The organism is Streptococcus sp. P25B114 (assembly GCF_053010325.1).
In genome coordinates, this window is the sequence record NZ_JBRKNW010000013.1 from 1 (window position 1) to 13,066 (window position 13,066).

The following is a 13,066-nucleotide window of genomic DNA, read 5'->3' on the forward strand; positions in this document are numbered from 1 at the left end:
GTATTTAGGACGTTAAATGAGGTAATCGATAAACTTGAAGAGGTTATTCAAACCTTAACTGCTTATCAACTAAAATCAATTGTACATAGAGACTGGACTTCCGCTATTTTTGATTTTAACTGAGTATTAGTATTCTGATAGTCAGAAAATCTAATCTTGATCGCTTTTTATTCTTTATATGATTGAGACAGGCTCTTTTTCAGCCGAGGTTTGCCAATAATTATAAATTTATAATCTCTTCTTCTGGAATTCCGTAGTCTTCTAGCATCTGCAACATCTTCTCGAAGCCCAGTTGAAAATGTTCCAAGACATGTCCGTCGGAGCCCAGAGAATAGCGGTGGCAACCTAGTTCTTTGACCAATTGAAGAGCGTAACGGTACAGTTCTTCGTGGTGATAGAGGTAGATGCTCTTGGCATTGAGTTCAAAGGCTAAATCATGCGCTATCATTTTCTTGAAAATGCGGATGAGCTGAGGCTCAAAAGTCTCTAGTTCTTGAACAGTCACATCAAAGAGGCGGAAACCGTAGTCAAAATGCGCCAAGACGTCAGCTGGAACCCGTCCGACGGCATATTCCAAGCGGTCCAAATAATCGGTCATGACCGCCATCTTGTCCATATCTGCCACTTCTTCGTCTAGATAATCGTTAACTCCGTTGTGATGGACGGATAATAATTTGAGGTCGAAGTCTTTGTCTGCTAAGTAGGCTAGAATATCGGTTTCCCGCGGTTGGAAATAGCCGATTTCAATGCCTTTCTTGATGCGCTTACCATAGTCTTCATTAAGCACAGCAATTTCTTGGGAATAGGCCTCATAATCAGGAATATCATCCTGCTTGCTATAGGGATTGGACAAATCAAAATGCTCCGTCGTCACGATTTCGCCGCTGTAATGCTCGAGATAATCTTGAAATCGCGCCTTGGAATCGTAGGAGTGGTGGGTATGCAGGTGGTTGTCTCTCATGGTAATTCTCCTTTCTTTCTATTGTAACAAAATCGCTTTTGAGCGACAAGTTCGGAAATCAAGGGAAATGGAATAAAAAAATCTGATAATTCTTGCAATTTATCAAAAATTTGGTAAAATAGTACAAAATATAAAGCGATGAGAGAAACAATCCCAGACCATTTTTCAGAGAGTATCTAGTTGCTGAAAGGGTACATCGGTTTGGGTACACATTCTTGAGTGCAATTGCCAACGGTGTTGAACCTAGTAGTGATTGACGTCTGTCTACGTTACGGGCTGAAGTCTTTGACTTCCTGAGGGATATACGGCGACGTATGTCTGAATGAAGGTGGAACCACGTGTAAGCGTCCTGAAACAAGGATCTTGCGCGTGTTTTTTTTTATCGTTTGAGAGGTAATGACATGGAAATAAAAGGGCTTAGAAAGATTACACCTTATGTGGCTGGAGCGCAACCACAGGTGGCCAATATGATTAAACTCAATACCAACGAGAATGCCTATGGACCAAATCCAGCGGTAGTTGCGGCTTTGGCTGCTTTTGATGCGACAAACCTACGTCGCTATTCGAGTCTGGATCAGGCGGAACTACGTCAGGCCTTGGCGGAGCAACACGGTTTGGAGGCGGACCAATTTGTCATTGGCAATGGTTCGGATGACGTCTTGTCTATGGCTTTTCTGTCCTTCTTTCAAACGGAGCAACCGATTTTGTTTCCAGATTTGACCTACGGCTTTTACAAGGTCTGGGCTAATTTGTATCAGGTACCTTTTAAAGAGATACCGCTGGCGGAGGATTTTAGCTGGCGAGTGGCAGATTATCAGAGAGAATGTGGGGGAGTGATTTTGACCAATCCCAACGCTCCGACGGGATGCTTCCAGTCTCTGGGCGATATTGAGGAGGTTCTGAAGGCTAATCCGCAGGTCGTTGTCATCGTTGATGAGGCTTATGTCAATTTCGGCGGGCAGACAGCTATTCCGCTTTTGGACAAATACCCCAATCTCTTCATTACGCGGACCTTCTCCAAGGATGCATCACTAGCGGGTTTGCGTGTCGGATACGGCATAGGTTCCAAGGAGCTGATAGGTGTTATTCAAGCGGTGCGCAATGCCATCAATCCTTACAATGTGGATGCCATTTCGGAAGCTTTGGCTTTGGCTGCGGTCAAGGATTGGGCCTATTATGAAGAAACCTGCCGGAAGATTATGGCAACGCGCGATTGGTTTGCGGAAGAATTGACCAGACTTGGCTTTGACGTTTTGCCGTCAGCAACCAATTTCCTCCTAGTGCGACCATCTCGTGTTAGTGCGGGAGAACTGTTCAAGCACTTGGAAGAGGAGCAGATTTATGTCCGGTATTTTCCAAACCAAGAACGCATAAAAGATAGACTACGCATCTCCATCGGCACACAAGAGGAGATGGAGCAGGTCTTAGCAAGGATAAAGGAAGGGTGCCTATGAACAATCGAACATTGCCACAAGGACTGCACGACAAGCTTTTCAAACGCGCCCGTGCTACTTATGAAATTGAGCGGACGGTCAGTGACCTTTTGATAGAGCGCGGTTTTCATCGGATTGAAACGCCGACCTTGGAGCATTTTGAAGTCTTTTCAGATACTGTCGATACCAATAATTATCACCTTTTTGACAAGAGAGGCCATCTTCTGAGCTTGCGGCCGGATATTACTAGCCAAGTAGCCCGTGTCATTGCTTCAACTCGGGTGCAGACGCCTATTAAATTTTCTTATTCGGGCAAGGTCTTTCGCAGTCAAGAAGCCATGCGGGGCTTGGAAAATGAACGCACTCAAGCCGGGATTGAAATCATTGGCTACCCTGTACAGGAGGCCTATGCTGAAGCTATTTCTAGTGCCAAACAAGCTTTAGAACGTTCGGGTTTGAAAGACTACAAATTTGAGTTTTCGCATGCAGCCATCCTCAAGACGATTTTTCAGCAATTGGAACTAACTTCTGAGGTGGCGGATGATTTGTCCCTCCATATTCGGGATAAAAATATTACCAAGCTCCACGAATTTACCAAGCAGCATCCGAGTGAATTTGATGGTTTCATCAGTCGTTTGCCTTACTTGTTTGGAGAGGTAGAGGCGGTCTTGGCAGAAGCCCGGCAGGTGTCGCAGAATGCGCAATTATTGCAGGCTTTTGACCAATTAGAAGCATTTATCGCCATGGCAGAAATTGATTTGGGGCCTGTCACAGTGGATTTGGCCCAACTTCCGACGGTTCCATACTATACAGGCATGATGTTCAAGGTTTTTGACCAGCAATTGCCAGACGCCTTTTTATCGGGTGGGCGGTATGACAAGCTCTTTGAGCGGTTTGGAGCCAAGGAGCTGACAGCTATCGGTTGGGCCTTGGAAATTGATGCCATTTACCAAGCCATTCGACAGGATTTAGACTATCAAGGAGGGAAGTAAATGGGTGATCAGATTACCATTGCCTTGACCAAGGGGCGGATTGAGAAGGAAACCTTGGCTCTTCTGGAAAAGGCGGGTTTTGATATGTCTTTCATGGCCGATAAGGGGCGGAATTTGATTTTTGAAAGCCCTGATGGGCAGTTTCGCTTTTTACTGGTCAAGGCTCCGGATGTAACGACCTATGTTCGCCACGGAGTGGCAGATATGGGCGTTGTCGGCAAGGATGTCTTGATTGAGCATCCTGCAGGATTTTTGGAAATGCTGGATTTGAACTTTGGCTTGTGTAAATTCTCGGTTGCCTCTGTTCCAACTTACAATCCCAGTGATCACAAGCGGAAGCGGATTGCGACCAAGTATCCAACAGTTGCCCTGGAACATTTTAAGCAAAAGGGCGAGGATGTCGAGATTATTTCTATTCAAGGTAGTGTGGAAATTGCTCCTGTTCTGGGACTGGCCGATGCCATCGTCGATATTGTGGAGACGGGCAATACCTTGGTGGCCAATGGTTTAGTGGTCTTTGAAGATATTTGTCGGATTTCCTCGCGTTTGATTGTCAATAAAGCCAGCATCAAGAATAAGCCTCAAGTGCTATCATTTATCAAGAAATTAGAAGACATTGTCGGAAATGAGGAGGTACCTTTTAGATGAAACGCTTAAGTGGAACAAGTCATGACATTGCGGCCTTGCTCTATCAAGAACAAGTGGCGCTGAATGCAGAAACGGTCTCCGTAGAAGAGACCGTCAAGAAAATCATGGCACGGGTCGCTCGTGAAGGAGATGCAGCTCTGAAAGCCTACAATCTCCAGTTTGACGGGATCGAGCTCGATGACTTAGAAGTCAGTCAAGCGCAAATAGATGCAGCTTTTGAGCAGATTGAACCAGACACTCTCTCAGCCTTAGAAGGTGCCAAAGCCAATATCGCTTCCTACCACCAACAACAGGTGGAAGTGGGTTTTGAGGACCAACCGTCTGAAGGCGTCCTTCGTGGGCAACTCATTCGTCCCCTAGAGCGAGTGGGCGTCTATGTTCCGGGAGGAACAGCCGCCTATCCTTCTTCGGTCTTGATGAATGTCATCCCAGCAAAAATTGCTGGTGTAGAGGAAATCATCATGATTACCCCGCCACAAGAGACCTACAATCCAGCGATTTTGGTGGCGGCAAGATTGGCTGGAGTGGATAAGATTTATCAGGTTGGCGGAGCCTACGGGATTGCCGCGCTAGCTTATGGAACGCAGTCCATTCCCAAGGTGGATAAAATTACCGGTCCGGGCAATATTTATGTCGCAACGGCTAAAAAATTGGTCTACGGCTTGGTTGGAATTGATATGGTTGCCGGTCCATCTGAAATTGGCGTTATCGCAGACGAGACGGCAAATCCTGTTTTTGTAGCGGCGGATTTGTTGTCACAGGCGGAGCACGATCGCTTGGCGCGTGCGATTTTGGTGACCAATTCGGAAGTCTTGGCTGAGCAAGTCGAGCTAGAAATCGAGCGGCAATTGCAGACCTTGCCGCGTGAGGAAATTGCGCGGGCATCCATTGAGCAGAACGGACGCATTATCGTGACAGACACGGTAGAAGCCATGTTTGACTTGATGAATTTGGTGGCGCCTGAACATTTGGAAATTGCTATGGAAGATGCCTATGATTATCTTCCCTTGGTCAAGCATGCGGGGTCGATTTTCTTGGGTCATTATACCAGTGAGCCGATTGGGGATTATTATGCAGGGACCAATCATGTTCTGCCAACTTCAGGCACCAGCCGTTTCTATTCAGCGTTGGGTGTCCATGATTTTATCAAACGAATACAATACACACAATATAGTAAGAAAGCCGTGCAAGAGGCTAGTCAGGCTATTACAAATTTAGCCTATTCAGAAGGGTTGGCTGCCCATGCACGGGCCATTGAGGTGAGAAATGAAGGAAGTTAAGGGATTATTGGTCATGGATGTGGACAGCACCCTAATCATGGAAGAAGGCATTGACCTGCTGGGCGAAGAAGCTGGTCTCGGTCAGCGAGTCGCGGACATTACCGAGCGCGCCATGCGAGGGGAATTGGATTTTGAAGAAGCCTTGCGTGAACGCGTTGCCTTGCTGGCGGGCTTGCCCGAAACGGTTTTGGACCGCATTTTAGGGCGCATTCATTTCACACCGGGAGCAGAAGAATTGGTGGCAGAACTTCACAAGCGTGGCTATAAGGTAGCCGTCGTGTCGGGTGGTTTTCATCAGACGGTCAATGTGTTGGCGGAACGGCTCAATTTGGACTATGTTAAGGCTAATACGCTAGAAATTGTCAACGGAGTTTTGACAGGACGTGTGACCGGGGACATTGTGACCAAGGATGTTAAGGAAACCATGCTCAGAACTTGGGCGGCGGAAAATGGTCTCGACATGCAAGATACGATTGCAGTGGGCGATGGTGCCAACGATCTGCCCATGATTCAGGCAGCTGGTATCGGCATCGCCTTCTGCGCCAAACCCATTGTGCAGGAACAGGCTCCTTATCAAATCAATGAGAAAAATTTGTATCAGGTGATTGAGATTTTGGATAGGGTGAAGAAATAAGAGACAGTATTCACACGTCAGGTACCGATCTGCGAATACAGCTTCTAATTAGTAAAGAAAGAAGAACATCATGAGAACAGCAAGCATTGAACGCAATACCTTTGAAACAAAAATTAAGTTGGCGGTTAATTTGGATGTGCAGGATCCGGTTGAGATTGTGACAGGTGTGGGCTTTTTTGACCACATGTTGACCCTTTTTGCCCGCCACAGCCGCATGTCTCTAGTTGTCCATGTAGATGGTGATACGTGGGTGGACAGTCATCATACGGTTGAGGATGTCGGGATTGTTCTTGGACAAGCCATCAAGGAAGCTCTGGGCGACAAGGTCGGTATCAATCGTTACGGAACTTCTTTTGTGCCTATGGATGAGACGCTGGGCATGTCCAGTCTGGACTTGTCTGGACGCTCTTATTTGGTCTTTGATGCGACTTTTGACAATCCAAAATTAGGCGATTTTGATACGGAATTGGTAGAGGAATTCTTCCAAGCCTTGGCTTTCAACCTGCAGATGAACCTGCATTTGAAGATTTTGCACGGGAAAAATAGTCACCATAAGGCTGAAAGTCTCTTCAAGGCAACAGGTCGAGCTCTTCGCGAAGCCATTACCATCAACCCTGACATTAAGGGTGTCAATTCAACAAAAGGACTCTTGTAATATGATACGAGTGATTGATTATGATGCAGGAAACACAGCTAATGTCCTGCGGGCCTTGGAAAAAATCGGTGTAGCTGCGGAATTGACAGCGGATCCTGAGAAGATTTTGTCGGCTACAGGCTTGATTTTACCGGGGGTTGGTGCCTTTCCGTCTGCCATGGCTGAATTAGAAAAACGCCAACTGCTCCCAGCTATTCAGACAGCTGTGGCGGCTGGCAAGCCTTTTTTGGGTATTTGTCTAGGCATGCAGTTGCTTTTGGACCAAGGTCTGGAACACCAGCCGACCAAGGGTTTGGGCCTCATTCCCGGTGTTTGTCGTCCTATTCCAGCTAAAGACGGCTATCCTGTGCCCCACATGGGCTGGAATCAGTTGGAAGTCAAGCAGAAAAATCAACTGACAGATGGACTTGATGATCAGTCGGTTTACTTTGTTCACAGTTATTTTACCGATGTAGCGCCTGAATATATCGACGCAACAGCGGATTATAGCAGGGAAATTCCAGCAATGATTTCAAAAGGAAATGTCTTTGGGGCGCAGTTTCACCCTGAAAAATCAGGTCAGGTTGGGCTTGGTATTTTGACAAAGTTTGCGGCATTATGTCAGAAATAGTGAGGGAAGATATGCAGATTTATCCAGCGATTGATATTCGAAATGGGAAGGCAGTGCGTCTCTTTAAAGGAGACTTTAATCAGGAGACCGTTGTTAACCCAGATGTATTAGACCAAGCCAAAACATTTGCGGCTGCGGGGATTGGCTTTATTCATGTGGTGGATTTGGACGGTGCTTTAGAGGGACGAGCGACCAATAGGGATTTGATTGCCAGTTTGAAAAGAGAGACCGGTCTCCATATTCAAGTTGGGGGCGGCATTCGCACCTTAGACCAGATTGCGGATTATCTGGATGCGGGCATTGACCGTGTCATTATTGGGTCTATGGCTGTTAAAAACCCAGATTTTGTCAAGCAAGCCTTGGAGCGTTTTGGAAGTCAGGCCATTGTCGTAGGCATCGATGCCAAAAATGGCTTTGTCGCAACAGAAGGCTGGCTAGAAACCAGTCAAGTAGATTATCTGAGCTTGGCCAAGGAGATGGAAAAGATTGGTGTGCAGCTTTTTGTCTACACCGATGTGGACCGCGACGGTACCTTGACAGGTCCTAATTTTGACCATTACAGAAAATTGAAGGCGACCTTGACAGAGGCAGATGTCATTGCTTCTGGTGGTATCCATTCCATGAGCGACTTAGTGGAGCTGGCGCAAATCGGTGTTTCTGGAACCATTGTCGGCAAGGCTTATTACAGCGGCAAGGTCAGCTTGGACGAATTGCAGCAATTTGGAGGTTGAACATGTTAGCAAAACGCATTATTCCCTGTCTGGACGTCAAGAACGGTCGGGTAGTCAAGGGGGTCAATTTTGTCAACTTGACGGATGTGGGAGACCCTGTGGACACAGCAAAAGCCTACTACGAGGCAGGCTGCGATGAATTGGTTTTTCTTGATATTACTGCGACGCATGAAGAACGCGAAACGACTGTGGACATGGTGCGGCGCGTGGCAGACCAAGTCTTTATTCCTTTTACCGTTGGCGGTGGCATTCGTTCAGTCGATGATATGAATAAGATGCTCAAGGCAGGGGCTGACAAGGTATCGGTCAATTCATCGGCGGTGGCCAATCCATCCTTGATCAAAGAATGTGCTGAAAAATTCGGCAGCCAATGTGTTGTGGTCGCTATTGATGCGCGAAAGGAGGTAGATGGAACTTGGCATGTCTACGTGGCTGGCGGTCGCAAGGATACCGGTCTAGATTTATTAGATTGGGCAAAGAAGGTCGTCGAGCTCGGAGCTGGCGAAATCCTTTTGACCAGCATGGACAAAGACGGGACTAAGTCAGGCTTTGATGTGGACATGCTCAATGCTGTGGCGAGCGTGGTGACGATTCCCATCATTGCATCGGGTGGCGCTGGTAATACGAACCATATCCTTGAGGTATTTGATCAGACACCGGCGACTGGAGCATTGGCAGCATCCATCTTTCATTATGGTCAAGTCAGCATTGCAGAAACCAAATCAGCTATGCGCCAGAATGGAATTGAGGTGCGATAAAATGATTAGTATTGATTTTGCCAAGCAAGACGGATTGGTGCCTGTGATTGTCACTGACCATGAGACAGGTCTGGTCTTGATGCTGGCTTATATGAATGAAGAATCCTATCAAAAGACCTTGGAAACCAAACAGATGCATTACTGGAGCCGGTCGCGTCAGGAATTGTGGCACAAGGGTGCAACCAGTGGGCATTTTCAGACGGTTAAATCCATCAAAACAGATTGTGACCGCGACACCCTGCTCATTTCCGTCGAGCAAGTAGGGGCTGCCTGCCATACGGGCGCCTATAGTTGCTTTTTTGAAAACATACTCTAAGAAAGGAGCAGATATGCTAGAAACCTTGTACCATGAAGCCCTGAACCGTAAGCGTAATCCAAAAGAAGGGTCCTATACTAACTACTTGTACGGCAAAGGCTTGGATAAAATTCTCAAGAAAGTTGGGGAAGAGGCAACAGAAGTCGTGATTGCCGCCAAAAACGCTGACAAGGAAGAAATTGCCAATGAAACAGCTGATTTGCTCTATCATTTGGCTGTTCTGCTGGTGGAAACAGGCGTGAGCTTAGAAGAAATCGAAGTTATTCTACAGGCCCGTCAAGGAAAAGTCAGTAAGACCAGCGACCGCCGAGAAATTAGTGACTACTAAAAAAGCTCATCACGAGCTTTTTAGTTTGTGAAAAAATCCGAAAAAAGTATCTACCCCAACAAATCTCCCAGTTCTTCCACCGTTTGGACAATGTGGCTGGCACCAGCAGTTGTCAATTCCTCTCGGTCACCATAGCCATACAGGACACCGATACTGTCGAGCTGGTGTTGCTTGGCACCGATGACATCATGTTTACGGTCACCAATCATGACAGCTTTGCCATTGATTTTTTCCAGTTGGTCCAGCGCATAGGTAATAATCTGCCCCTTCTTGGTGCGCGTGTCATCCAAACTTGCGCCTGCAATGACTGTAAAATAGCGGTCCAATTCAAAATGAGCCAATATTTGTTTGGCAAAGATTTCTGGTTTTGAAGTGGCTATGAGGAGTGTTTTCCCTTGCTCTTGCAATTTGCCCAACAATTCCGGAATACCGGGATAGGGATGGTTTTCAAACATTCCCTTGCTGGTAAAATATTCCCGAAAATAATCGACTGCCTGCTGGGTTTCTGCCGCATTCAGTCCATAAAACTGGGCAAACGATTCGTAGAGAGGTGGTCCGATAAAGCGAGACAAGTGACTGGAATTGTCATCAGCAATGCCCATTTTTTCCAAGGCATAGGCAGCCGAATGGATAATGCCGGGACCAGAATCGGTCAATGTTCCGTCTAAGTCGAAGAGAAGCGTTTGGTACATAGGAACCTCCATTTTTATTGGTCCGTAAGACAAGTGTTATCCCTGTATATAGTCAGTCAATTCCTGATCCTTCAGACCTGCATTTAAGGCAATCAAGAGCTTGATTCTGGCTTTTTGAGCATTCAGCTCCTTGACAAAGAGGATACCTTCTTGCTCTAGTTGGATACCGCCTCCCTGGTAGGCGTAGACAGGCTCGGCAATACCGTTAAAGCAACGAGAAACCAGCACAATCGGAATTCCTGCTGCCAGCAAGCGGTGGATTGCTGGCAAGATAGATGGAGGCAGATTTCCAGCTCCAAGGGCCTCAATCACAAGGCCGGAAAGTTTACCAGGGTCTAGAGAATCAAGGAGAATGGTCTCCATATCTGCATAAGCTTTGATGATAGGAATGGTTCCTGCAATTTCTGACAAATCAAAGCGAACACGTGGCTCAGCAGTTTTGAAAAAGAGGATTTCCCGTTTGGTTACAAGCCCCAGAGGACCGTGGGTCGGAGTCTGGAAAGTAGAAACATTTGTCGTATGGGTCTTGGTCACATATTTTGCGGCATGGATTTCATCGTTCATGACCAGCAAAACCCCCTTATCTGCCGCCTTTTCATCTGCGGCGACACGCAGGGCTGTCAGATAATTATAGACACCATCACTACCCAAATCATTGGAAGAGCGCATGGCTCCTGTGATAACAATTGGCTTTTGAGGAATGGCCATGGTATCCAAGAAATAGGCTGTCTCTTCCAAGGTATCGGTGCCATGAGTGATGACAAAGCCGTCAAATTCATCCGCCTGTCGCTTGATTTCTTGGTAGAGCGCCATCATGTGTTCCAATCGAATATGGGGACTTGGCAGATTCAAAAAATCAACAGACACTACCTGAATAGTGTCCAAGGGAGTAGAAAGACTGGCCATAGGATTGTGGGAACTAGAAGAGACGCTCCCCTGATTGTCGGTCTGCATAGAAATGGTTCCTCCAGTGTGGAGGGCCAGAATTTTTTTCATAAGTTTTCAGTTTCTTTCAAATCTGTGATATACTAATTGTAACATAATTTCAGGGAAGTAGGTGAGCTAGATGGCGGTAAAGGCAGTGTTTTTTGATATTGACGGAACCCTTCTGACCGATAATCGAACAGTCAGCAAATCCACCATCCAGGCCATCAATGCCCTCAAGAAAAATGGCATTTTCGTGGGCTTGGCAACAGGCAGAGACCCCAACTTTGTCCTGAAATACATGGCCGGCCTATCGCTGGATCTGGCCATCACCTACAATGGCCAATATATTTTTTCAAGAGACCAAGTCCACTTTGCCCAAGCCTTGGATAGGGGAACATTGGAGACCTTTCTTGAGTTGGTGGAGAGCAATCAGTGGGACTACTCACTTGGGATGGGGACAGGAGTTGTAGGCAGTGGTATTATGAACGTAGGCACTGGTCACCTGGTCTACAGATTAACACGCATGATACCGATCTCCTGGGCTAGTGGCATCAACTTCCTGATTAACCGCCTGGTTCGCAAATTCCGTCCTAAGGACACAGACAAGATTCGTTCCTATCTGGATCAACCGGTTTATCAAGTCTTATTGTTGGCTACTGAGTCAGTGACCCAGCGCCTGGCCCTTCAATTCCCAACTCTTGGTTTTACCAGGTCCAGTGCCTATGCGGCAGATGTCATCAGCAAGGGCAATTCCAAACTGCAAGGCATCCAAAAATTGGGAGAAATCTATGGCTTTAATACGGAAGAAGTGATGGTTTTTGGGGATTCAAACAATGATTTGGAAATGTTAGCCGGTGTTCAGTATGCCATTGCCATGGGAAATGCTACCCAACAGGCCAAAGGGACGGCGACCTATGTGACAGATACCAATAATAAGGATGGTATTTATAAGGCCTTGGTGCACTTTGGTCTCGTGGAGGAGAAGAATGTTGACTAGTAAGGATGCCAATGTTAATGCTGTTCGTGACTTTCACAAGGCTATGGATGGCACACTTCAGGAAATTCCCCAGGCATTTGATGGGAATACGGCCTTTTACAGGGCTAGTTTCAAGTTGGAGGAGCTGGTCGAATTTTTACAGGCAGCCTCATCGGACCAGGCAGATTTTGACCGTAAGGTCCAGGGCCTGCACCAGCAACTCGACAAGGCAGTGGCAAAAGTTACCAGTAAAGGCAGTCCAGGTCTCTCCTTGGTTGGTCAGGTCGATGCCCTGATGGACTTGCTCTATTTTACTTACGGTTCCTTTGTTTTGGTAGGAGTTGACCCCAAACCCATTTTCGATATTGTCCACCAGGCTAATATGGGTAAGCTTTTTCCGGATGGTAAGGCCCATTACGACCCTGTTTCCCACAAAATATTGAAGCCAGAGGGCTGGGAGGAGCGTTTTGCACCAGAAGGGAAAATTCAAGACGAACTAGACAGACAAAAAGGCAGAAAATCCTAATGCGATTCTCTGCCTTTCAATTTATCTAGATGTTTATAGACTTTTTTCTGGATTGCGCACAATCAAGATGTCAATGTCTGTGTGGCGCATGATGTATTCAGAAGAAGAGCCGATGAGCAGTCGCTCGAAGGTGTTGAGACCAGTCGCTCCCAGTAGCATCAAATCGGCACCAGCCTCTTGTGGAATGTTTGTGGAGAGTAAGGTCTTGGGATTGCCAAACTCAACGATAGTGGCAATGTCTGTCAAGCCTGCATCGGTAGCCCACTTTTTATAATTTCCTAAAAGAGTTTCGGCCTCTTTTTCAAGAGATTCGTAGATGGATGCGTCAAAAGCTACGACATTATGTAGGGCTCTGGTGTCGATGACATGGGCAATGGTCATTTTTGCCTGATTGCGCTTAGCAACTTGAATGGCTTTTTGCAAAGCAACTTCGGCATTTGTTGAACCATCAACAGCAACTAAAATAGATTGATAGGTTTGTGACATGATCCTTACCTCCTTTTAGACAATTTTTGTAAGGGAATATTATACATTTATATTATAAGGTATTTTGCAAAAAATGTAAAGTATTTATTGATAGATGGAGAAAAATAATATAA

Annotated in this window: 15 protein-coding genes and 1 pseudogene; 12 read left to right on the top strand and 4 right to left on the bottom strand. The window is 46.4% G+C overall.

Features of this window, described 5'->3' with window-relative positions:
• Positions 1-220: 220 nt before the first annotated feature.
• Positions 221-961: a PHP domain-containing protein gene (locus ACVC7T_RS07275; RefSeq protein WP_105111548.1), complete on the bottom strand. Its 741-nt coding sequence runs from the start codon at positions 959-961 to the stop codon at positions 221-223.
• Positions 962-1,362: 401 nt separating this feature from the next.
• Here ACVC7T_RS07275 and hisC point away from each other — a divergent pair, with 401 nt between their 5' ends.
• From hisC to hisE, 11 genes are all read left to right on the top strand, one after another.
• Positions 1,363-2,415, top strand: coding sequence for a histidinol-phosphate transaminase (gene hisC / locus ACVC7T_RS07280; protein WP_447262718.1), 1,053 nt, complete (start codon positions 1,363-1,365; stop codon positions 2,413-2,415).
• Positions 2,412-3,386 (top strand): ATP phosphoribosyltransferase regulatory subunit, encoded by a 975-nt coding sequence (locus ACVC7T_RS07285; protein ID WP_105111550.1) that lies wholly within the window; start codon positions 2,412-2,414, stop codon positions 3,384-3,386. Before hisC ends, ACVC7T_RS07285 begins: the two co-directional genes overlap by 4 nt.
• Positions 3,387-4,034 carry an ATP phosphoribosyltransferase gene (hisG, locus tag ACVC7T_RS07290; RefSeq protein WP_105122918.1) on the top strand — a complete coding sequence of 216 codons (648 nt, stop codon included), beginning with the start codon at positions 3,387-3,389 and terminating at the stop codon, positions 4,032-4,034. It begins immediately after the preceding gene.
• The gene (hisD, locus tag ACVC7T_RS07295; protein WP_447262719.1) at positions 4,031-5,314 is read left to right on the top strand and encodes a histidinol dehydrogenase; all 1,284 of its coding nucleotides are present in this window, start codon (positions 4,031-4,033) and stop codon (positions 5,312-5,314) included. Before hisG ends, hisD begins: the two co-directional genes overlap by 4 nt.
• The gene (gene serB, locus ACVC7T_RS07300) at positions 5,301-5,948 is read left to right on the top strand and encodes a phosphoserine phosphatase SerB (protein WP_394733605.1); all 648 of its coding nucleotides are present in this window, start codon (positions 5,301-5,303) and stop codon (positions 5,946-5,948) included. Before hisD ends, serB begins: the two co-directional genes overlap by 14 nt.
• A gap of 70 nt (positions 5,949-6,018) precedes the next feature.
• Complete coding sequence (hisB, locus tag ACVC7T_RS07305) at positions 6,019-6,603, top strand: imidazoleglycerol-phosphate dehydratase HisB (protein ID WP_394733606.1); 585 nt, start codon at positions 6,019-6,021, stop codon at positions 6,601-6,603.
• Between the two features lies 1 nt (position 6,604).
• On the top strand, positions 6,605-7,213 hold the full coding sequence (hisH, locus tag ACVC7T_RS07310; RefSeq protein ID WP_447262720.1) for an imidazole glycerol phosphate synthase subunit HisH: 609 nt from the start codon (positions 6,605-6,607) through the stop codon (positions 7,211-7,213).
• 11 nt (positions 7,214-7,224) lie between these two features.
• Positions 7,225-7,944, top strand: coding sequence for a 1-(5-phosphoribosyl)-5-[(5-phosphoribosylamino)methylideneamino]imidazole-4-carboxamide isomerase (gene hisA, locus ACVC7T_RS07315; protein ID WP_447262735.1), 720 nt, complete (start codon positions 7,225-7,227; stop codon positions 7,942-7,944).
• A 2-nt stretch (positions 7,945-7,946) separates the two neighbouring features.
• Positions 7,947-8,702: an imidazole glycerol phosphate synthase subunit HisF gene (gene hisF, locus ACVC7T_RS07320; RefSeq protein ID WP_447262721.1), complete on the top strand. Its 756-nt coding sequence runs from the start codon at positions 7,947-7,949 to the stop codon at positions 8,700-8,702.
• Position 8,703: 1 nt separating this feature from the next.
• The gene (gene hisI, locus ACVC7T_RS07325) at positions 8,704-9,018 is read left to right on the top strand and encodes a phosphoribosyl-AMP cyclohydrolase (RefSeq protein ID WP_105111558.1); all 315 of its coding nucleotides are present in this window, start codon (positions 8,704-8,706) and stop codon (positions 9,016-9,018) included.
• 13 nt (positions 9,019-9,031) lie between these two features.
• Positions 9,032-9,346: a phosphoribosyl-ATP diphosphatase gene (gene hisE, locus ACVC7T_RS07330; protein WP_105160824.1), complete on the top strand. Its 315-nt coding sequence runs from the start codon at positions 9,032-9,034 to the stop codon at positions 9,344-9,346.
• Between the two features lie 50 nt (positions 9,347-9,396).
• Here the strand turns inward: hisE and ACVC7T_RS07335 are convergent, their stop codons facing one another.
• Both ACVC7T_RS07335 and ACVC7T_RS07340 read right to left on the bottom strand, forming a co-directional pair.
• On the bottom strand, positions 9,397-10,038 hold the full coding sequence (locus tag ACVC7T_RS07335; protein WP_105160823.1) for an HAD family hydrolase: 642 nt from the start codon (positions 10,036-10,038) through the stop codon (positions 9,397-9,399).
• Between the two features lie 36 nt (positions 10,039-10,074).
• Positions 10,075-11,034, bottom strand: coding sequence for an asparaginase (locus ACVC7T_RS07340; protein ID WP_105160822.1), 960 nt, complete (start codon positions 11,032-11,034; stop codon positions 10,075-10,077).
• A 70-nt stretch (positions 11,035-11,104) separates the two neighbouring features.
• On the opposite strand from ACVC7T_RS07340, the pseudogene ACVC7T_RS07345 reads away from it, so the two are divergent.
• Positions 11,105-12,467: pseudogene (locus ACVC7T_RS07345) on the top strand (HAD-IIB family hydrolase).
• A gap of 33 nt (positions 12,468-12,500) precedes the next feature.
• Here ACVC7T_RS07345 and ACVC7T_RS07350 read toward each other — a convergent pair.
• Positions 12,501-12,953, bottom strand: a complete 453-nt coding sequence (locus tag ACVC7T_RS07350; RefSeq protein ID WP_257104870.1) for a universal stress protein — start codon at positions 12,951-12,953, stop codon at positions 12,501-12,503.
• Positions 12,954-13,066: the final 113 nt, after the last annotated feature.

Excerpts from the sequence above, each read along its gene's own strand:
- hisF (WP_447262721.1), top strand. The coding sequence starts at position 7,947 with ATGTTAGCAAAACGCATTATTCCCTGTCTGGACGTCAAGAACGGTCGG.
- ACVC7T_RS07335 (WP_105160823.1), bottom strand. The coding sequence starts at position 10,038 with ATGTACCAAACGCTTCTCTTCGACTTAGACGGAACATTGACCGATTCT.
- hisC (WP_447262718.1), top strand. The coding sequence starts at position 1,363 with ATGGAAATAAAAGGGCTTAGAAAGATTACACCTTATGTGGCTGGAGCG.
- ACVC7T_RS07285 (WP_105111550.1), top strand. The coding sequence starts at position 2,412 with ATGAACAATCGAACATTGCCACAAGGACTGCACGACAAGCTTTTCAAA.
- ACVC7T_RS07275 (WP_105111548.1), bottom strand. The coding sequence starts at position 961 with ATGAGAGACAACCACCTGCATACCCACCACTCCTACGATTCCAAGGCG.
- hisD (WP_447262719.1), top strand. The coding sequence starts at position 4,031 with ATGAAACGCTTAAGTGGAACAAGTCATGACATTGCGGCCTTGCTCTAT.
- ACVC7T_RS07340 (WP_105160822.1), bottom strand. The coding sequence starts at position 11,034 with ATGAAAAAAATTCTGGCCCTCCACACTGGAGGAACCATTTCTATGCAG.
- hisA (WP_447262735.1), top strand. The coding sequence starts at position 7,225 with ATGCAGATTTATCCAGCGATTGATATTCGAAATGGGAAGGCAGTGCGT.
- serB (WP_394733605.1), top strand. The coding sequence starts at position 5,301 with ATGAAGGAAGTTAAGGGATTATTGGTCATGGATGTGGACAGCACCCTA.
- hisE (WP_105160824.1), top strand. The coding sequence starts at position 9,032 with ATGCTAGAAACCTTGTACCATGAAGCCCTGAACCGTAAGCGTAATCCA.
- hisI (WP_105111558.1), top strand. The coding sequence starts at position 8,704 with ATGATTAGTATTGATTTTGCCAAGCAAGACGGATTGGTGCCTGTGATT.
- hisG (WP_105122918.1), top strand. The coding sequence starts at position 3,387 with ATGGGTGATCAGATTACCATTGCCTTGACCAAGGGGCGGATTGAGAAG.
- hisH (WP_447262720.1), top strand. The coding sequence starts at position 6,605 with ATGATACGAGTGATTGATTATGATGCAGGAAACACAGCTAATGTCCTG.
- ACVC7T_RS07350 (WP_257104870.1), bottom strand. The coding sequence starts at position 12,953 with ATGTCACAAACCTATCAATCTATTTTAGTTGCTGTTGATGGTTCAACA.
- hisB (WP_394733606.1), top strand. The coding sequence starts at position 6,019 with ATGAGAACAGCAAGCATTGAACGCAATACCTTTGAAACAAAAATTAAG.